We start from the raw sequence: 17485 nt of genomic DNA, 5'->3' as shown, positions 1-17485 counted from the left end.
CGATGCCGGCCCCACAGCCAACGCGCCTGTTCCACATTACGGCGATCGCCAACTTGCCGGCCATCTTCGCAGCAGGGGCTCTACTGTCAAAGAACGGTGGTGCTGCCGCGGGCATCAACTATCAGAACATCGCTCACGCAGGCGCCCAGGGAGCACGTGCCGTGCGCGCAGTGCCCGATCCGCCGGGCGGCTTGGTGCACGACTTCGTCCCGTTCTACTTTGCGCCCCGGTCGCCGATGCTCTTGGCCATCAACGGAGGCCGCGTCGTGGGCTGCCAATGGCGTCAAGGGGATATCGTTCACTTCGAAACTACCGTGCAGCGCGTTGTGGCTCAGGCCCGACCGTTCATCTTTTACGATCGCAACGCAACCTTGGCTTTCAGCACTCCCTACAACGATCTGGCTCACCTGGACACTGCCGTTGCCTGGGACCTGATCACCGAAGCACCACAGCTCGACGGCTTCTGCAAGTTCTGGCATAACAACCCAGCCGCTGCACGGTACGCCGACCGAATGGAACGCCGTCAGGCAGAGTTTCTGGTGAAGGACAATGTGCCCCTCAACTGCGTGACTCGTTTGGGCGTGATCGACGCCGGGCGGCGAGCGCAGGTACAGACACTGCTGGCGCAGGCCGGCGCAGCATTGACGGTCGACATCATGCCGGCCTGGTACTTCTGAGGACAGCCATCGTGATCAAGCTCACCCAGGGCGACCTGCTGAAGCAAAACGACGTGGACGCGATCGTCAACACGGTGAACTGCGTCGGGGTGATGGGCAAGGGCATTGCTCTGCAGTTCAAGAACAAGTGGCCCGACAACTTTGCGGAGTACGCCGCAGCCTGCAAAGCCGGACAGGTGCGCCCGGGCCGTATGTTCATCCACGACTCCGGCGGGCTCGTCAAGCCGAACTACATCATCAACTTTCCCACCAAGGACCATTGGCGTGGCGCCTCCAGGATGGAGTTCATCCGCGACGGCTTGGTCGACCTGGTGGATCAAGTGCGGCGCCTGGGTATTCGGTCGATTGCCATCCCGCCGCTGGGTTGCGGAAATGGTGGGCTGGACTGGGCCGAAGTGCGCCCTTTGATCGAAGCTGCATTCGAAGCGCTGCCTGATGTTGACGTGCGGCTCTTCGAGCCGGGCGGGGCGCCGAATCCACGAACGATGGAAGTACGGACCGAGCGTCCCCGTATGACTCCGGGCCGGGCCGCGATCATCAAGGCGTTGGACACGTATCGTGAGCTGAATTACGGGCTGTCCAAGATCGAGGTTCAGAAGCTTGCGTACTTTCTTCAGGAGGCCGGCGAGCCGCTGAAGCTTCAGTTCGTGAAGCACCACTATGGCCCGTACTCGGACACACTGCGCCACGCACTCAACAAGATGGAAGGGCACTTCATCCGGGGTCTGGGCGACGGTGTTGTCGAGGCCGAGATCGAACCCACGGAAGACGCCCTCGCTGAGGCCGAGGCGTTCATTTCAGCGGAGGGACACGGAGCGCTCTCTGCCCACGTCGAGCGCGTGGGACGACTGATCGAAGGCTACCAGTCGTCGTATGGCATGGAGCTGCTGGCCTCGGTTCACTGGGTCGCCGCACACGAGCCCGGCGTGCGCTCGGCCGAGGAAGCGATCGCGGCAGTGCATGACTGGAACGATCGAAAGAAGGCTCTCATGCAGTCCGATCACATCAAGCTGGCTTGGCAGCGGCTCACTGATGAAGGATGGCTTTCGAGCGCACGTTGATTCTGCTTTCGCCCCACATCACTGTGATGGTGAACGGCATCGTGATCGCGACCGGCGACCCGGCTTCGATCCGCGTGAATCCGAAGTACGCACGGCCTAACTGGGCGAGGTCCATTGAGATGCTGCAGATCGAAGGGCTGAATACCGACTACGGGGACAGCCATGTCCTGCGCGGCGGGCTTGTTGGCCGAGCCTAAGGTGCTGGAGGAGTTATTGGGGTGTGAGGTCGGCCTGACCTTGTGGTCTGCATGATCGTGAATTCCTTCCGGATTGGGAGCGCGTCGATCATTTACGCGCCACCACAATGATGGGCATGAAGCTTGTGCTCTCGTGCCTCGTTCTCTTCACTGCGACCTCGCTTTCCGCCCAGCCGCGCGTCTATCGCTGCGAGACAAATGGGAAGGTCGCCTATTCGGACGCGCCATGTGTCGGCGCGAAGGTGATCGACGCCACGCCCACGCAAGGCGCGGACAAGATGAGCGGCGCTTCACGGAAAGGCCGGGAGGTCCAGCGCGATGAGTTCACCGCATTGCTCGACGGCGCGACGCGCCCGCTGCACGGGCGATCGCACGAAGAGATGAACGTGCTACGGCGGCGAGTCAACTTGGCTAGCCAAGATCAGCAGCAGTGCGCCCAGCTCGATAGCCTGGTGCCGAAGTTGGAAGCCGACGCGGCGAAGGGCACGGGCGAAGGGAAGGTGTTGGCCGACGTGAACCTCTACAAAGCACGCAAGCGCGTTTTTGACCTGAAGTGTTGAGCCTGCAGATGGTAGGGACCTGCCGGGCCTCTATTTGAAGTTCGGCTCAAGACTGGGTGCTGACCTTGAGATCTCATAGCTGAGTGACTGCCGCGCGCGAAACCCGCCACTCAGGGGGTCGTCACACGCCTGTAGGCGCTATTCAGAGCCATGCGTCATCCTCGTTATACGGCCATCGCAAACGTCGACTTGCCGATGAGTTTCGAAGGGTCTTGTTCAAACGTACTTGCGGCGCCGGTTCTCAAACGCCGGCTTCGTGCCTTCCAGGATATTCACCACCGATTGGTTCAGGTTCAGCTCTTCGATGGCGCCAGCCTCATAGGAAATCTTGTTTGAGCCGTCGCGCTCCATGCTGCAGACAATGACCTGCTCGGCGTCGCAGGCCACGGCCAGGTTGGCGTTGTGGGTGACCATCACAACCTGGCGGTGTTGCTTGGCCCGCGTGATGACGCCGACCAGTAGGTTGTAGACGGTCTCATTGTCCAGGTTTTCTTCGGGCTGGTCTAGGATGATGGGGATGCGGTCCCGGTCGACGAGCAGATAGAAGATGAGCAGCAACGCGCCTCGCTGACCGGGCGAGAGCCGCTCCAGTTCGACGCTTCCAAGCATCAGGCCATAACTCAGACTTGCGTATTCAAGCCCAAAGAGGAAGTCGTACAGCTGCGCTGCCGTCCTATCGGACTTGAGAATTGTTGCCGTGGCGACGGCGCGGCGTTGACCGCCACGAACAGTGAAGGTCAATGCATCGTCTACGTCGGCAAGAAACGCCGTCAGGCCCGCATCGGTAGTGAGGTCATGCGCCGCCAGTAGCTTGCTGGCGAGAGCCTTGGACTCTTCAAATCCTACGAACGACCCTGCGCTCTGCTTGATGAAGTCGAACAGTCGCGCGACGAAGACATCGAACGAGAAGCGCACCGAGAACTGGACGCCCAGTGCTTCACGAATCTGCGGCTCGTCGTCCACCAGCGCCTGCACGGGGGCGAAGAGGCTCTTGAGCACGTCACCGCGCTTGCGCAATGTCCCTAATATGGCCAGAGACAGCTGAACTCGCTGTTTGCGCAGCTGAACCAGCTCGGCGCGCAGAGCCGGGATGTTCTTGAGCCGATGCCACTTGCCACGGAAGGACTCTTCTTTGTCAGCCGCACCAGTCGCTGCAGCCCACTCTTCCTCCCAGACCCGCAGAGCTGTCAGAGCCTCCTGGTGCGCTTTCATCGGGCCGTCGAGCCTGGACCGCTCTGTGGCCAACTCCGCCTTGAGTTTGGCCAGCTGTGTCGGGTGCGTCCCTTCGACACCCGGTTGAAGCAATGCTTCCTGTTCGGACAGCTTGGCTTTTGACGCTGTCTGCAGTTCAATCAAGGACACCGTGTTGACGGTGAGCTGAATGACGTCTTCCAGCTTTAGGCCGAGTGCTGTGATGCGCTTCGACAGGTCCGCTTTGCTGTCCTCGAGTACCTTCTGAAGAGCGGCGACGCGCTGAAGCACGTCGTCTATGGTGCGAATGCGCGTCCGCTGCAGGTCGGCTTCAGTCTGGGCCGCCGTCTGCTGCGTCTCGACTGCCGCTATGCGAGCGTTCAAGTCCGTGATGGCAGCCGCCGCGACTTTTGCGGGCTCGTCATCGGCCTGCGGTGCCGGCGGAACCGCGGGCTTCTTGTCGCGCAAGGCATGGAGACCGACGAGCGAAAGACGAACCGATTCCCGCGCACGATCCTGCGCAGGCTGGTTCACCTGCTCAATGAGCTGGATGATGCGAGCGTTTGTCGCCTTCAGGTCGGCTTGAATGGCTGATGCCTCTCGCTCGATGACGTCGGTGCGAAGCGCTATCAGCTCATCCAACGAGTCAGCCCCATCTCGTTCAGTGACCGGGATGTGGGAAAAGATGACTGCGCGGAGCTCACCCTGCAGCAAGCTGTCGTCGCCTTTGACGTGGTCGTTGCACAGCTCTTCGAAGTACCGCTGCGGCAGGTACTTGACGCGGGGCACAGAACTGCTGGACCGACTGTCAGACAAAGCGCGCCACTCTGGGTCCTTCGAGTCCTGAACCCATTCGAGTTGTGCCTCGAACGAGCTGGCCTTGTTGTCCTTCGCCAACCGAAAGCGCTGGTCGGAGAGGAAAGAGAAGTACTTTTCGTTCGGCGTATCACCGAGTACACCTATGACGTCAGCAAGGGCGCTTTTGCCGCTGCCCTTCCTGCCGATGAGCGCCACGAGGTCTTGATTCAGGGGAAGCGTGGTGTTGTCGAACCACGCGCCGGGCTCGGGGGCGCCAGCACGCTTGCGTACATGGACGTTCTTGATGAAGAGCTGGGGGTTCTTCTGGACGAAGTCGACCTTGGGCGGCAACGCTCCGACGTGGGAACGGTTCGCCGGCTCGCGGCAAGCCTGCAGAAGCCCCGCGAACGTCGGAAGCGCTTTGATCCACGTGGGGTTACCGCCATGGAACTTCCCGTAGTCCGCGACGCGATGCGCATCACTGCCGCGAACGGCCAGCTTTGGGTGCTTGATAGCCGCTTGGAAATCGGTGAAGAAGCTGTCGTTGTCCGCAGTCTTGACCCCGTTGAAGGCGTCCCGGGTTGCCTGGTTGGCGACCTCGAAGACTGCCTCCATTGCGAGCACCTCGCGCGGGAAGGAGTAGTGCTCCCGGAAACGGATTTTGTTCACTCCGTCACTGGTGTCGAACGGCACGAACAGGATGGCGTCACGCTCGCCAAAAGTACGCAAAGCCTCGCCAACCGATTCCGCAGTCACCTCTGCGCACTTTGAACCGGCCTGCAGCGCCGCCGCTTCATCGCTGTTGAGGGTCGCGCGAGAAATCCCAAGCGTGGCCAAGCGCTCGGCACTCAAATTCTGACGCGCCCATTCCACGAGGTAGCTGTCGGTCAACGGCTTACCGCCCATGCTCAGCTTCAGCTGGGTCTTGAAGGCGTTCAGCTTGTCGGCGGACAGCTCGGGGTTGAGCAACACATGCATGTTCAGACGAAAGCTGCCTGGGGAAACCATCCTCAGCTCGATGCCCGGGAGTATGGTTGCCTTGCACTTCATCGCTCCCGGCCGGCCGAGGTATTCACGCAGGGCGAGGACGCCGTCAAAGGTCCAGTAGTCCATGACAGCAACGGCGGCGCAGCCACTGTCGTTGATGCCGTCAACGACTTGCTTCAGCAAAGCGTCTCGGTCGGCAGCTGCGGCGACATCGCGCAAGCGTTTGCCGCTCCATTGGTACGAGGCAGGCGTGTGGATGTGCAGGTCCCACTTGCCCCAAGTTGCGCCTTGGTTCATGGTCTTCTTCTCCCCCGGAAGTCATTAAGCCAGCCAGGTGGACGCGCATTCTCGGCTTCGTCTTCCAGGCCTCCCCGCGCCTTTCGAGAAGCGGTGTTTCAAAGTGTAGCGGCCCGCAAGAAGGGATTAGCTGTTTGCTGCATCGGCTGCCAGCTTAGCCACCATGCGAGCTACAGAGGGATCAGCGACCGCAACCTGGCCCAGACCGATCGCTCGCCCTATATGTCGCAGCGGCGGCAACCGCTGCGATTCGGACCATGCCACCGCTTGAGACCGAGGGAAGTTGGTCGGGTTGGGCCAACCCGTGACGGCGGCTGCCGATACGCCGATCGGCGTGGAATCTACTTGCCACAAATTGGAACGCTGCCCGCGATCGTCTGGAATGGGTGTCCGCGATCAGTGGAGTACGCAACTCGACTTTGGACCTGGCGAAATAAGCGATCAGAGCCGCTTCCTCGACAGCATCGTGGACCATTCCTCGACCAAGTCGTCCATTTGTTCCATCAAGCCGCCCTTTGCATCGATATCGGCAACCAGGGCGGCGCTGACAAATCCTGGCCCGCTCTCGCTCGACGGAGGAAGACGCCAGACCTCATAGCGAGTGACGCCCGAGCGCGTCCCCTTCGGTGGGAGAGGATTCGCGCCCCAAGCTGCGGCCAGTTCGGGAGCGGCTTGCTTCAGGTCCTCGAAGTCGATCGTCCATCGCTGATCACTCACTGTGTCGAATGCGGGCACAACTTGGGGGCAGGAGATAGTCCCGAACAATGTTGTCGAGGTCGTGCAACACACCCCGCGGCGTCCCAGGATTTGGTCGAACGACGACTTCAAGCGCGACGGCGATCTCGAGTGGATCGAGAAGCCAGTTCCACCTGATCTTGAAATCCGCAATCGCGCTGGCGATACGCGATTTGAAGGCGTCGCCAGTTCCTTTTTTGCGATGGGCAGTTCTCCAACCTCCAGGCGAACCCCCGTGCCTGCGGATCAGTTCCACCCAAGCGTCCGGGGCCAAGATGCGCGAGGCAACTTCGGATTGCCCGTACATCCAATGGAGCACGGAAACGTTCACTGTGCTGCGAGACAACAACGCCCGCTGCGCGTGATAGCGATAGAACTTCGTGAATGCGTCGTAGGTGGCGTCACCAAGCCGGATTCGCAGGGCCTCTTCGTTCTTGAAATGGTCCTTCAGTGACTTGACCCATTCGTCATTGCGATCGTCTTCGTACCATCGAGACGGGTCCGACAGTTCGAGCTGCCTTGAGGCTTCGGTGGCGGTCTCCAGGTCTTTGAGCATCGCGGACATGGGTCGAGCCTCAAGCATGGTCAGTGGCTGCGCTTCTCCGTGACGGCACGACACGGAAAGCGCCTGGATCTGCTTGTCATCCTTGTACAGCACGCAGGCCTCCCGCCCTTTCACGTTCGGCCTTCGTGCGGCGAGCAGATCCAGAATGTTCTTGGCGATGGTGTGGACTTGAGGCGGATTCTTCGAACTCGTGCTCAGGTCGATCCGCAAGGCGAGGCTGCCCTTGAAAGCCATCCGTTTTCTCATCAACATGCCGGCGAGTACCTCGGCCTGAAACCTGTCGCGATCCACCTCGGACATTCGCTTCGACTGAGGTTCGACATCGTGGACCGCTACGTGGAGCCGGCGGGACTTGCGCGAACGGTATTGAGCCAGCTGGCCCTCGTCTGTTTGAAGGAAGTTGCGCGTTGATTTCAGCGGCATGCGTGTACCCGGATAGCTTTCGGCGGGTGCCGGAGCTCTTTCGTAAGCGGAGTCTCGAAACAGTCGGCAGGTGTTAATCGAAGCGATCGCGACGGCGGTTTCGCTCCAACCGCGGGCAAGGTAGCGGTCGGCGCGCTTCCTTAGGCACGTGGGTTCAATTGCCGCATTTGAGCAGGAACGTGACCTTGGCATACACCGGCGACCGGCAGCAACCGCTGCACAGCTGACCTCCCATGCACCCGGGCCGATCGACTCGAACTCTGCGCATTCGAGCCGCTCAAGTGATCCGCCCAATCAACTCAGTTGCCGGCACCCCAAGCGCCTTGCACACAGCGACGAACTCAATGACATCGAGCTGACGCTCGCCGTTCTCGTACTTTGAGACAAAGGATTGCGGACGCTTGAGCCGCTGCGCGACCTGCGCCTGCGTCAGGCCCGCACTCATGCGCGCCTCGGCCAAGGAGCTGCGAAGCTTTGCATAGGAGGGGGCATGGAGGCCGCGCGACATGCGCGGAAAAGTACATCCTAATGTAGGATATCCCAATTTAGGATTGAGACCCGCGTCCTGGGGTGCGCACAAGGAATGGATGACGATGGCCCATAGCCTTGATTCGGGGTCATGCCCTTTCGCGCTGCTGCGCCGCGCTGCCGTTGAACGTCTGCCTCTCGTCTTGACGGACGAGAAGGACTTCAAGGCCGCAAGCGCACTGGTGCGGGTCAGGTACTTGAAAGCGGAGATGCAGGTCGTCGTCCCCCAGCTCGGTGGAGGTCCGCAGCCTGGGATCGTCGTGGACGAGATCACTCCGTTGGGCTGGATCGCACTACGGCTACTCTCGCTGGACAACAGTTGACCTGCTCACGCGCAAGGCATGCTCTTGCCGGAAACCAGCAGCGTGCAGTGGCTCTTTCGACGATCGCCTCAATCGGCCGGCTGACCCATCTGACGTATTCCACTTCCAAACTGCCGCACCTGCGCCCGCGTTCCCTTCACGACGCGCTCCCAAGTCCTTCCAGGAAAGGAGGCCGGCAGCCGCTCCTCCACGCGCGCGATCGCGAGCTCGACTTGCTGAACCATCGCCTGCATAGCTTCCCACACCGCCGCCCCACCGTTCTTCATCGCCAGCCAATCCCAATGCATGGCCTGGATCGTGTGAAGCGCATCGTGGGCATTCTTCGAGCGCAGGGCCATCGCCAGCCCCGCACTGCGCCACCGAAACTGGTTCGCCCCCTCCCCCACATAGGGCCACACCGAGATCACGTCATACAGCGGCGTCATCGCATACACATCCCCATGCCCCAGAAAGATCGAGTAGTTCTTCGCATGCCCATCGGTCGCAGCCAGGAGCCAGAAGGCCAGCTGCGTCAGCACAAAAGCCGCGCGATCGGTCTGCGCATCCGCGCTGCCGGCCAGCAGCTTCAGACAGGCATCCATGCCGGGCCCGCCATCCTTCTCGTACTTCTTGTCGGGCGGGAAGCCCAGGGCCTGGCAGAAGTCCTCCTGCGGTAGCCGCGCGATCCACTTCTTGCCGTCCATCCACGCGCGGTCGAAGCGCTCGACGACCAGCACCTTCTGGCCGTCGAACTCCGCCATCTCGGTGTTGGCCACGGGCAGGCCCAGCTCGCGCAGCAGTTGCGCGCACAGCCACTCGTTCTCGACGGAGTCGGACAGGTCGACGCGCCGCGATCCGCCGACCAGGCCCAGCGGTAACTTGAAGATGTGGGTGGTGGGTGTCGCGCCGTGCGGCCGGCACCAGCGGCCGCGGTGGCGGGTGAAGGCGGTCTTCTCCTGTGCGCCGGCAATGGAGATGCGGAACAGGTCCTCATCGTCCGCGAGCTGGCCCAAGGCGGTGTCGGAAGGCACAGCCTGCAGCAGGGCGCGGATGTCCGCGTCGCGCAGCGGTTCGCAGTCGACGCGGTCCCATCCCGCCGGAGCCATGCCCTCCGGCAACAGTTGCACGGCACCGACGCAGTCGCGGCCGATCGCCTCGAGCAAAGCGAAGGTGCCGGCGTCGCGCGTTTTGAAGCGGCGTTGCAGGCGCTGGCCGGATGCGGTCGTTGTCCGGAAGCAGGTTGTCGAAGTGATCACCGGGTTCCAGACATGGCGGCCGATCGAAGCATCGTCGCCACCAACGAGGAGCGCAGCCCCGACTTCGGCGATCGCAGGCACGAGATCGCCGCCTGGGGCTTCAGGCAATACCAGCAGCTGATCGACGACTACGAAGAAAAGTGGAAGGCGATCCGGGAGAAAGGCAAGTAGGCGCGAGCGCGCGTCATGCAGCGCAGCTGCGCGCCGCCTCCAGGATTTCCTCGGCCGCCGGCATCTTCCCGATCCCCGCCAGCCCCTCGGTCGCACATTCCACATAAGCCCACCGCACGACCCCCGTGCGGTCGATCATGAACAGGCCCTTCAGCTGCGGCCATTGCTTCTCGACGTCGACCTGGTCGGTCGCCGTGTACTGGTACCCATCCATCTCCTGCAGCACCTTGCCCGCCTGGGAGATCGGCAGCGGCTCGGGCAGGTCGCCGAAGGGGTTGACGCGCACCGTGTCCAAGGCCTCCATCAGGGCCGGCGTGGGTTCCGGCTTGGGGAGTCCGTAGGCGCGGTGGGTGGAAAGGTCCGGGTCGGCGGCCAGGGGCACTTTCGTGGGCCTGAACTTGAAGTACAGCCGTGCGTTCTCGGGTGCCGTGGCCACCACCGCCAGGCTCTCGACGCCCATGCCCTTGAGCTTTTCTTCGAAGGTGCCGAGCTGCGCCAGCTGCCGGCGGCAGAAGGGACACCACAAGCCCAGCATCAGGGACAGGAAGAGCGGGCTGCGCCCGCGGTAGTCGTCGAGGGTGACGATGCCTGAGCCGGCAATCGACGGCAGGGCGAAGCCCGGTGCGACTTCACCGGGGGCGATGGGGTGCATTGACATGGCCATGATGAACGACTCCCTTCTGCAAATCAGCAAAGGAACGGAAGCACAACCAGCGCATCGGGGTCCAGCCCCGCACGCTGACAGGTGTCCTGGGCGAGCGCCATGTAGCGCTCCGCCTGCACGCCATCATCGGCATCGAGGTACAGAGTGGCAAGCCCCTCGTAGCAAGGAAAGAGTAACTGAGGCTCGGCGCTCTTCTCGGCCAGGGCCAGCGCCTCCTGGTAATGCTGCATCGCGCGGTCCGCATCGCCGTGGCACTGGTAGATCTGGGCCAGCACGACCAGCGACACGGCCAGGTGGTCCAGCTGGCCGGTGCTGCGGTCGATCTCGATGGCGGCATGGGCGGCGCCGACGCCGCGCTCGTCGCAGCGGTTGGTGAGGGTGCAGTAGGCGACCGCCAGGTTGGCGGACAGGCGCGATTGCAGGCCCAGATCGCCGATGCGGCGCGCCGTTTCCAGGCCGCGCTCGCAGGCCTCGATGGCGCGCTGGGGATGGCTGGAGCTGTAGAGCACGCCCAGATTGCACAGGGCCCGGCATTCGGCCTGCGGCAGGTCGGCCTGGCTGGCTACCGCCACGCTGCGCTCGAGCTGGGCCACGGCCTCGTCGAGGCGGTTCAGCCGGGCCAGCGCCACGCCCTGGGTGTTGAGGGCGAGCGCGGCGGCGGCGCGGGCGTTGCGGCGCTCCTCCTCGTCCGCGTCCTCGCGGCCCTCCAGCGCCTCCAGATGGGCGAGCGCGCGCTGGGTCCAGTTCAGCGCGCCGTGGTTGTCGGCGTTGCGAAAGCGCAGTTCGCCCATGCGCTGGTAGAGCCAGGCGCGCTCGATGTGCGGGGCCTCGCCGTCGACGAGCGCCAGCCCGGTGGTCAGGCACTCCTGGGCCTCGGCGCGGTCGCCGGCCTCCCAGCGTAGGGCGGAGATCTTGCCGAGCAGGCGGGCCTCGGAGACCCGGTCGCCGTCGGCCGAGCGGCCTTCGCGGGCGGCGAACAGCTGCTGCGTGGCCTCTGCGATGCGGCCGGCGGGCGCGAGCACGTCGGCCAGGCGCTCGCGCACGGCCAGGCGCTGTTCCTCGCTGCCCTTGTTGGCGGCCAGGATGTCCAGCGCCTGCGCGTAGTCGCGGATGGCGTCGTCGTTGGCGTAGGTGCCGCGCGCCCAGTCGCCGGCGGCAACCAGGTAGCGCGCGCCGCGCACCTTGTCCACGCTCAGCCGGAAATGATGGGCGAGGGCCTGCAGTTCCTCCAGCCGCCGGGGCTGGCCGCCGCACTGCTTTTCCAGCGCCTCGCCGATGCGGGTGTGCAGCTCGGTGCGGCGGCGCAGCAGCAGGCTCTGGTAGGCGACCTCCTGGAGCAAGCCCTGGCGAAAGCGGAACTCGCGGCCGTCCTCCGCGGGCATCGCGGCCAGCATGCCGGCGTCGAGCAGGCTGTCCAGCCCCTGCGCCACCGATTCCGGCGCGCTCGACACGCTGCGCAGCAGGGCCTCGTCGAACTCGGGGCCGATCACCGCGGCCTCGCGCAGCACGGCGCGGGCGGGCGCGGGCAGCCGGTCGATGCGGCCGAGCAGCAAGCCGTGAACGGTCTGCGGCACCTGGACGGCGCTCACGCTGGGGTTGTAGATCCATCGCTCCCCGCGGCGCACCAGCAGCCCGTCGGCAATGAGGCCACGGGCCATCTCCTCGAGGAACAGCGGGTTGCCGCCGGCGTGCTCGACGATGCGCTGGCGCAGGGCCCCGGGCAGGGCGCGCGGGCCGAAGAGGCCGTCGAGCAGGGCGTCGCTGGAGCGTGCCGACAGGGGCTCGAGCCGCAGCACGGTCTGCGTGGCGGCGGCGCGCTCGGCCCACGCCTCCAGGGCCGGGGCCGGGCGCTGCGTCACCAGCAGCATGAAAGGATGGTCGCACAGCCGCTCCAGCAGGAAGCGCAGGAGCTCCAGCGAGGCGGCATCGGTCCAGTGCAGGTCCTCCACGATCATGAGCACGGGGTTGTGCTGCAGGCGGCGCTCGAGCACGGCGTGGACGGCGAAGAAGATCTGCTGCTTGAGCCGCTCCGGGTCGAGATAGCGGGTGTGCGCCTCCTCGCCTTCCAGGCCCAGCACATGCCCGAGGCAAGCCGAGAGCGCCTGCATCTCGGCTTCCTGCACGCCCAGGCCGACGAGGGCCGCGGCGACCTTCTGGCGCGCCGTATCGTCCGGGTCGCGCGTGTCCAGGCCCCAGGCGTCGCGCAGCAGGGCCGCCGGCACGCCGAAGGCGCGCTCCCCGAGCGGGGAGCAGGCGGCGCGGCGCACGGCCACGTCCTCCAGCTGGCCCTGGGCCTGGAGTCGCTCCAGGAATTCGGAGAGCAGCCGGGTCTTGCCGCTGCCCGCCTCGGCGACGATGCGCAGCAGCCGGCCCTGCCCGGCGCGCATCTGCTCGAAGGCCTGCTGCAGCGCCTCCATTTCCGCGTCGCGGCCGACCAGGGCGCTGCGCAGGCCGTGCGCGTGCAGGCCGCGCGTCGATTGGGGGGCGTTCAGGGCGGCCTCCAGCCGGTAGGCCGCCATCGGCTGGGCAATGCCCTTGAGCGAGAGTTCGCCCAAGGGCTCGAAGCAGAAGGCATGCTGGGTGTGCAGCCAGGTCGCGTGACTGACCACGGTCTGGCCGGCGCCTGCCGCGCTCTGGAGGCGGGAGGCGGCGTTCACCGTGTCGCCGGTGACGGCATAGGCGGCGTCGCCCTCCGAGCCGAGATGGCCCGCGACCACCGGGCCGGTGTGGATGCCGATGTGCAGGGACAGCGGCCGGCCGGTGCGCGCCTGCCAGCGCCTGCCGAGCTCGCCGGCCCGCTGGTGCAGCAGCAGGGCGGCGCGCAGGGCTCGCTCCGGATCTTCCTCATGGGCCACGGGGGCGCCGAAGACCGCCATCACGGCGTCGCCGACGAATTTCTCGACGAAGCCGTCGAAGCGGCGGATGGTGGCGGCCATCTGCTCGAAGAGCTCGGTCTGCAAGGTGCGCAGGTCCTCGGCGTCCAGCGTCTCGGAGAGTGCCGTGTAGCCCGACAGGTCCGCGAACATCACGGTGACCATGCGGCGGTCGGACTCGGGCTCGGGCGCCGGGGGAGGCGCAGCCGCGAGCCGCGTCCCGCACTTCGGGCAGAAGGCGAAGTCGCTGTCGACGTCGAATCCACAGGCGGGGCAAGCCATGGCGCGGCCATGGTACTGCGACGGGCCGCGGCGCGCAGGGGGGCCGGCCCTCCCCTCCTTCAGGAGCCTTCCCGACGGCTTGCGGCGGCCGGGAACGGAGCTGGGCATGCTGGCGTCACTGCCGCTGGGGGCCGGTATTTGGTCGCGCGAGAGCGACTTCAGGCTCCCCCATGCGCACAGGAGCGCCCCGATGCCCGCCGACGCCGAAGACCGCCTGCCGCAGCACCTGCTCGACGCGATCGCGCCGCGCGGCATGACGCGCACCTTTCCCGCGAACGCCATCCTGATCAACGAGGGCGACACCACCGATTCGCTCTACATCCTGCTGAGCGGCCGGGTGAAGATCTACGCCAGCTCGGACGACGGCCGCGAGCTGGTGCTGGCCGAGCACGGCCCGGGCGAGTATTTCGGGGAGCTCTCGATCGACGGCGAGAAGCGCTCGGCCTCGATCAAGGCGATGGAGACCTGCAGCTGCCGGGTGGTGCAGGGCTCGGAGCTGCGCCAGTTCCTGACCGACCATCCCGACTTCGCGATGCACCTGACTCGCAAGCTGATCCGCATGGTGCGGCGACTGACGGCGCAGGTGCGCAGCCTCGGCCTGCAGGACGTCTACGGCCGCATGGTGCGGGTGCTGACGGAGCTGTCGGAGCCGGTGGGCGAGGAGCGCCTGCTGCGCCACAAGCTGACGCAGCAGGACATCGCCGACCGCGTCGGCTGCTCGCGCGAGATGGTGAACCGGGTGATGAAGGAGCTCACGGCCGGCGGCTATGTGGGGCAGCGGGACGGGCGGATGGTGATCTTGAAGAAGCTGCCGGCGGCGTGGTGAGGGTGCCAGCAGGCTGCCAGTTTTGGCTAGCAATTTGCCTCGAAACGCGTTGCTTTGCAAGTTATAGCTCGCAGCTTACCCAGCAGCCAAGATTGGGTGTCTGCAAGCCATGGCTTGCAATATGCGGTACAGCGCCCATAATTGTCAGCCATGACTGACACTCTCCGCCTGCCTGATGAACTTGGCCGCGCTCTCCGCGAGCGGCGAGAAGCCCTGGGAATGAGCAAGTCCGAGCTGGCGGCCAGGGCCGGGAAGGTTCGCGAGGTCATCTACCGCCTTGAGGCTGGCGAAGACTCCACCGTCTCGTCCCTGATGGCCGTCATGGGGGCTTTGGGCTTGGCCTTGCGACTGGAGGGCGTCGGCCTGCCCTCGGCAGAGGAAGTCGCCCGCCGCTTCCAGGAAGAGGACGATGCTTCCTGAAAAGATCCGCGCCCTCGCGGTCTCCATCGGCGACGCGGACTCTGCGGGCCAACTGCTCAAGACGTCTACCTACGAGTTCCGCTACCTCGACCCGGATCCCGAGCAGCAGCCCGTCGCCTTGCTCATGCCGCCCAAGGAGAGACTCACGTGGCAGGACGGCGACCTGTTCCCGCCCATGGATCAGAACCTCCCGGAGGGTGACTTGTTCATGAAGATCCGGGAGCTGTTCCCCAAGCAACCGATGACGCCCATGCACCTGCTGGCGCTGATCGGCCGCAATGGCATCGGGCGGCTGGGGTACAGCCTTCCGGAGCATCCGCTGTCGGCAGCACCGCCGCCCTTGAGCAAGGATGAACTGCTCAGGACCCGATACACGCCGGAGGTCTTCAACGAACTGGTGGCCGCCTACCTGAGCACGGGCGCAGGGATTGCGGGCATGCAGCCCAAGATCATGGTCCCGGACCGACCGACCATTCCCGTCCCGTCGCTCATCGTGAAGGCGGCCAGCGCGGCCTACCCGAGCCTTGCAGCCAACGAGTACCTGTGCCTGAGCGCTGCACGGGGCGCCGGCATCGAAGTGCCTTCGTTCGCCCTCTCCGACGACGGGCAGATGCTGATCCTGGACCGCTTCGACCTGGTGCAGCGCGACGATGGCCGCACGGAGCGTCTGGGCTTCGAGGACGTCGCGGCCTTGGCAGGCCTGCGCGTGCGTGAAATCCTGTCGGATCGGAAGTACCAGGGAAGCTACCAACGCATCGCCGAGCTGCTACGGCAACTGCGGCTGCACAGCGACAACCTGCACCGCTTCTTCGAGCAGGTCGCCTTCTCCGTCATGGTGCGCAACGGCGATGCACACCTGAAGAACTTCGGCGTGCTGTACCGCTCCTGCGCGGATGTGTGGCTCGCCCCGATGTTCGACGTGGTGACGACCTCGGTCTACAGGTACACGCAATACCCGGGAGGTCCCGAGCTCGAGGACCGTACGCTGGCGCTCAAGCTCTTCGCCGGCAGGCATCGGACCAAGGCCTACCCCACCACCGAGGAACTCCACGACTTCGGGCGCCGGGTCTGCGGGGTGAGCCAGCCTGGCCGTGTGCTCGAGGGCATTGCGGAGTCCATGCACCGGACCCTGGAAGACGCCCAAGGCGACGCGCGGGTCCCGGCTGGATTTCTCGCGAAGATCAGGGACGCGTGGGCCGAGGGCATGCTGCACGCCGGTCGGGCCGCTGCAGCCCCGTCGTCAAAGGTCAAGCCGTCTCGGCCAGCGCATCGCCCAGCGCGCTGACCAGCCGCTCGATATCGGCCTTCTCCGCGATGAAGGGCGGCGCCAGCTGGATCGTGTCGCCGCCGTAGCGCACGTAGAAGCCCTTCTTCCAGCAGGCCATGGCCACCTCGTAGGGACGGCGTGCCGGCTCGCCGGGCAGCGATGCGAGCGTCAAGCCGGCGGCCAGGCCGTAGTTGCGGATGTCGGTCACATGCTTGCTGCCCTTGAGGCTGTGCACGGCGGCTTCGAAGTGCGGCGCCAAAGCCCGTACGCGGCCGACCATGTCTTCCTTCACCAGCACGTCCAGCGCCGCAACGCCGGCGGCGCAGGCCACCGGATGGGCCGAGTAGGTGTAGCCGTGCGGGAACTCGAGCATGTAGTCGGGGCCGCCGGCGGCCATGAAGGTGTCGTAGATCTCCCGGCTCGCGATCACCGCGCCCAGCGGCTGGGTGCCGTTGGTGACCTGCTTGGCCACGTTCATGATGTCCGGCGTCACGCCGAAGGCATCGGCCCCGGTCATGGCGGCCGCGCGGCCGAAGCCGGTGATGACCTCGTCGAAGATCAGCAGGATGTTGTTGGCGGTGCAGATCTCGCGCAGGCGCTCGAGGTAGCCCTTGGGCGGGATCACCACGCCGGCGGAGCCCGAGAAGGGCTCGACGATGACGGCGGCGATGTTGCTCGCGTCGTGCAGCGCGATGAGGTCGAGCAGGCGGTCGGCCAGTTCGGCGCCCTGCGCCGGCTCGCCGCGCGAGAAGGCGTTGGCTGCCAGCTGGGTGTGCGGCAGGTGGTCTGCCTCCACCGCCTGGCCGAAGGTCTTGCGGTTGGCGACCATGCCGCCCACCGAGATGCCGCCGAAGTTGACGCCGTGGTAGCCCTTCTCGCGGCCGATCAGGCGGGTCTTGCCGCCCTGGCCCTTGGCACGCCAATAGGCGCGCGCCATCTTGAGCGAGGTGTCGGCCGCCTCGGAGCCGGAGCCGGTGAAGAACACGTAGTCCAAGCCCTCGGGCGTGAGCTCGCGCAGCCGGTTGGCGAGCTCGAAGGACAGCGGATGGCCGAACTGGAAGGCCGGCGAATAGTCCAGCCTGGCGATCTGGCGGCTCACCGCCTCGGTGATCTCGGGCCGGCCGTGACCCAGGCCCGAGCACCACAGGCCGGACAGCCCGTCGAAGATCTTGCGGCCGTCGCTGTCGGTGAAGTACAGGCCCTGGGCCTCGACGATCAGGCGCGGGTCAGCCTTGAACTGGCGGTTGGCGGTGAAGGGCATCCAGTGCGCATCCAGCCAGGCGGCGTCGGTGCGGACGGCGGGGAGACGGTCGGACGTGTCGGCGGCGAGGGAGCTCATGGCAGGAGGGCGCTGGCGCGCCGGCGGGTTGGAGGTGGCATCGATTCTGGGGAGCCCCGATACTTC

The 17485-nt window shown here is 65.2% G+C and carries 17 protein-coding genes; 9 read left to right on the top strand and 8 right to left on the bottom strand.

Features of this window, described 5'->3' with window-relative positions; genetic code table 11:
- Nucleotides 1–2: 2 nt before the first annotated feature.
- From darT to AC3A6Y_RS04200, 4 genes are all read left to right on the top strand, one after another.
- A complete protein-coding gene (gene darT, locus AC3A6Y_RS04215) occupies nt 3–677 on the top strand; it encodes a type II toxin-antitoxin system toxin DNA ADP-ribosyl transferase DarT (RefSeq protein WP_487866973.1) in 675 nt (224 codons plus the stop codon).
- An 11-nt stretch (nt 678–688) separates the two neighbouring features.
- The gene (gene darG, locus AC3A6Y_RS04210; RefSeq protein ID WP_487866972.1) at nt 689–1738 is read left to right on the top strand and encodes a type II toxin-antitoxin system antitoxin DNA ADP-ribosyl glycohydrolase DarG; all 1050 of its coding nucleotides are present in this window, start codon (nt 689–691) and stop codon (nt 1736–1738) included.
- Complete coding sequence (locus AC3A6Y_RS04205; RefSeq protein WP_487866971.1) at nt 1717–1935, top strand: hypothetical protein; 219 nt, start codon at nt 1717–1719, stop codon at nt 1933–1935. The genes darG and AC3A6Y_RS04205 overlap by 22 nt, the downstream gene beginning before the upstream one ends.
- Nucleotides 1936–2051: 116 nt before the next feature.
- Nucleotides 2052–2495, top strand: coding sequence for a DUF4124 domain-containing protein (locus tag AC3A6Y_RS04200; protein WP_487866970.1), 444 nt, complete (start codon nt 2052–2054; stop codon nt 2493–2495).
- 216 nt (nt 2496–2711) lie between these two features.
- On the opposite strand, the gene AC3A6Y_RS04195 is transcribed toward AC3A6Y_RS04200, so the two are convergent.
- The 4 genes from AC3A6Y_RS04195 to AC3A6Y_RS04180 form a co-directional block, all read right to left on the bottom strand.
- Nucleotides 2712–5768: a TrlF family AAA-like ATPase gene (locus tag AC3A6Y_RS04195; protein WP_487866969.1), complete on the bottom strand. Its 3057-nt coding sequence runs from the start codon at nt 5766–5768 to the stop codon at nt 2712–2714.
- Nucleotides 5769–6209: 441 nt separating this feature from the next.
- Nucleotides 6210–6485, bottom strand: a complete 276-nt coding sequence (locus AC3A6Y_RS04190) for a hypothetical protein (protein ID WP_487866968.1) — start codon at nt 6483–6485, stop codon at nt 6210–6212.
- Nucleotides 6478–7491, bottom strand: coding sequence for a hypothetical protein (locus AC3A6Y_RS04185; protein WP_487866967.1), 1014 nt, complete (start codon nt 7489–7491; stop codon nt 6478–6480). The genes AC3A6Y_RS04190 and AC3A6Y_RS04185 overlap by 8 nt, the downstream gene beginning before the upstream one ends.
- A gap of 277 nt (nt 7492–7768) precedes the next feature.
- Entirely contained in the window at nt 7769–7999 is a 231-nt protein-coding gene (locus AC3A6Y_RS04180; RefSeq protein ID WP_487866966.1) for a helix-turn-helix domain-containing protein, read from the bottom strand.
- A 79-nt stretch (nt 8000–8078) separates the two neighbouring features.
- On the opposite strand from AC3A6Y_RS04180, the gene AC3A6Y_RS04175 reads away from it, so the two are divergent.
- Nucleotides 8079–8342, top strand: coding sequence for a hypothetical protein (locus AC3A6Y_RS04175; protein WP_487866965.1), 264 nt, complete (start codon nt 8079–8081; stop codon nt 8340–8342).
- A 68-nt stretch (nt 8343–8410) separates the two neighbouring features.
- On the opposite strand, the gene AC3A6Y_RS04170 is transcribed toward AC3A6Y_RS04175, so the two are convergent.
- A complete protein-coding gene (locus AC3A6Y_RS04170; protein ID WP_487866964.1) occupies nt 8411–9577 on the bottom strand; it encodes a HipA domain-containing protein in 1167 nt (388 codons plus the stop codon).
- A 12-nt stretch (nt 9578–9589) separates the two neighbouring features.
- Between AC3A6Y_RS04170 and AC3A6Y_RS04165 the strand changes: the two genes are divergently transcribed.
- Entirely contained in the window at nt 9590–9748 is a 159-nt protein-coding gene (locus AC3A6Y_RS04165; RefSeq protein ID WP_487866963.1) for a hypothetical protein, read from the top strand.
- A 13-nt stretch (nt 9749–9761) separates the two neighbouring features.
- Here AC3A6Y_RS04165 and AC3A6Y_RS04160 read toward each other — a convergent pair whose 3' ends face one another.
- Together AC3A6Y_RS04160 and AC3A6Y_RS04155 are read right to left on the bottom strand one after the other, a co-directional pair.
- Nucleotides 9762–10406 (bottom strand): redoxin domain-containing protein, encoded by a 645-nt coding sequence (locus tag AC3A6Y_RS04160; protein ID WP_487866962.1) that lies wholly within the window; start codon nt 10404–10406, stop codon nt 9762–9764.
- 29 nt (nt 10407–10435) lie between these two features.
- Nucleotides 10436–13567 carry an adenylate/guanylate cyclase domain-containing protein gene (locus AC3A6Y_RS04155; RefSeq protein ID WP_487866961.1) on the bottom strand — a complete coding sequence of 1044 codons (3132 nt, stop codon included), beginning with the start codon at nt 13565–13567 and terminating at the stop codon, nt 10436–10438.
- A 190-nt stretch (nt 13568–13757) separates the two neighbouring features.
- Here AC3A6Y_RS04155 and AC3A6Y_RS04150 point away from each other — a divergent pair, with 190 nt between their 5' ends.
- The 3 genes from AC3A6Y_RS04150 to AC3A6Y_RS04140 all read left to right on the top strand — a co-directional run bounded on the left by AC3A6Y_RS04150 (nt 13758) and on the right by AC3A6Y_RS04140 (nt 16098).
- Entirely contained in the window at nt 13758–14393 is a 636-nt protein-coding gene (locus tag AC3A6Y_RS04150; protein WP_487866960.1) for a Crp/Fnr family transcriptional regulator, read from the top strand.
- Nucleotides 14394–14543: 150 nt separating this feature from the next.
- The gene (locus AC3A6Y_RS04145) at nt 14544–14813 is read left to right on the top strand and encodes a helix-turn-helix domain-containing protein (protein WP_487866959.1); all 270 of its coding nucleotides are present in this window, start codon (nt 14544–14546) and stop codon (nt 14811–14813) included.
- Nucleotides 14803–16098, top strand: coding sequence for a type II toxin-antitoxin system HipA family toxin (locus AC3A6Y_RS04140; protein WP_487866958.1), 1296 nt, complete (start codon nt 14803–14805; stop codon nt 16096–16098). Before AC3A6Y_RS04145 ends, AC3A6Y_RS04140 begins: the two co-directional genes overlap by 11 nt.
- On the opposite strand, the gene aptA is transcribed toward AC3A6Y_RS04140, so the two are convergent.
- A complete protein-coding gene (aptA, locus tag AC3A6Y_RS04135) occupies nt 16061–17419 on the bottom strand; it encodes an omega-aminotransferase AptA (RefSeq protein ID WP_487866957.1) in 1359 nt (452 codons plus the stop codon). The genes AC3A6Y_RS04140 and aptA overlap by 38 nt on opposite strands.
- Between the last annotated feature and the right edge of the window lie 66 nt (nt 17420–17485).

The organism is Variovorax sp. Soil_C_17 (genome assembly GCF_057657265.1).
The sequence above is the reverse complement of the archived record's forward strand: the minus strand, read 5'-3'. Positions and strand labels throughout refer to the sequence as shown.

Excerpts from the sequence above, each read along its gene's own strand:
- AC3A6Y_RS04180 (WP_487866966.1), bottom strand. The coding sequence starts at position 7,999 with ATGTCGCGCGGCCTCCATGCCCCCTCCTATGCAAAGCTTCGCAGCTCC.
- AC3A6Y_RS04195 (WP_487866969.1), bottom strand. The coding sequence starts at position 5,768 with ATGAACCAAGGCGCAACTTGGGGCAAGTGGGACCTGCACATCCACACG.
- AC3A6Y_RS04200 (WP_487866970.1), top strand. The coding sequence starts at position 2,052 with ATGAAGCTTGTGCTCTCGTGCCTCGTTCTCTTCACTGCGACCTCGCTT.
- darT (WP_487866973.1), top strand. The coding sequence starts at position 3 with ATGCCGGCCCCACAGCCAACGCGCCTGTTCCACATTACGGCGATCGCC.
- AC3A6Y_RS04185 (WP_487866967.1), bottom strand. The coding sequence starts at position 7,491 with ATGCCGCTGAAATCAACGCGCAACTTCCTTCAAACAGACGAGGGCCAG.
- aptA (WP_487866957.1), bottom strand. The coding sequence starts at position 17,419 with ATGAGCTCCCTCGCCGCCGACACGTCCGACCGTCTCCCCGCCGTCCGC.
- AC3A6Y_RS04175 (WP_487866965.1), top strand. The coding sequence starts at position 8,079 with ATGACGATGGCCCATAGCCTTGATTCGGGGTCATGCCCTTTCGCGCTG.
- AC3A6Y_RS04145 (WP_487866959.1), top strand. The coding sequence starts at position 14,544 with ATGACTGACACTCTCCGCCTGCCTGATGAACTTGGCCGCGCTCTCCGC.
- AC3A6Y_RS04205 (WP_487866971.1), top strand. The coding sequence starts at position 1,717 with ATGGCTTTCGAGCGCACGTTGATTCTGCTTTCGCCCCACATCACTGTG.
- AC3A6Y_RS04150 (WP_487866960.1), top strand. The coding sequence starts at position 13,758 with ATGCCCGCCGACGCCGAAGACCGCCTGCCGCAGCACCTGCTCGACGCG.
- AC3A6Y_RS04165 (WP_487866963.1), top strand. The coding sequence starts at position 9,590 with ATGGCGGCCGATCGAAGCATCGTCGCCACCAACGAGGAGCGCAGCCCC.
- AC3A6Y_RS04155 (WP_487866961.1), bottom strand. The coding sequence starts at position 13,567 with ATGGCTTGCCCCGCCTGTGGATTCGACGTCGACAGCGACTTCGCCTTC.
- AC3A6Y_RS04140 (WP_487866958.1), top strand. The coding sequence starts at position 14,803 with ATGCTTCCTGAAAAGATCCGCGCCCTCGCGGTCTCCATCGGCGACGCG.
- AC3A6Y_RS04160 (WP_487866962.1), bottom strand. The coding sequence starts at position 10,406 with ATGTCAATGCACCCCATCGCCCCCGGTGAAGTCGCACCGGGCTTCGCC.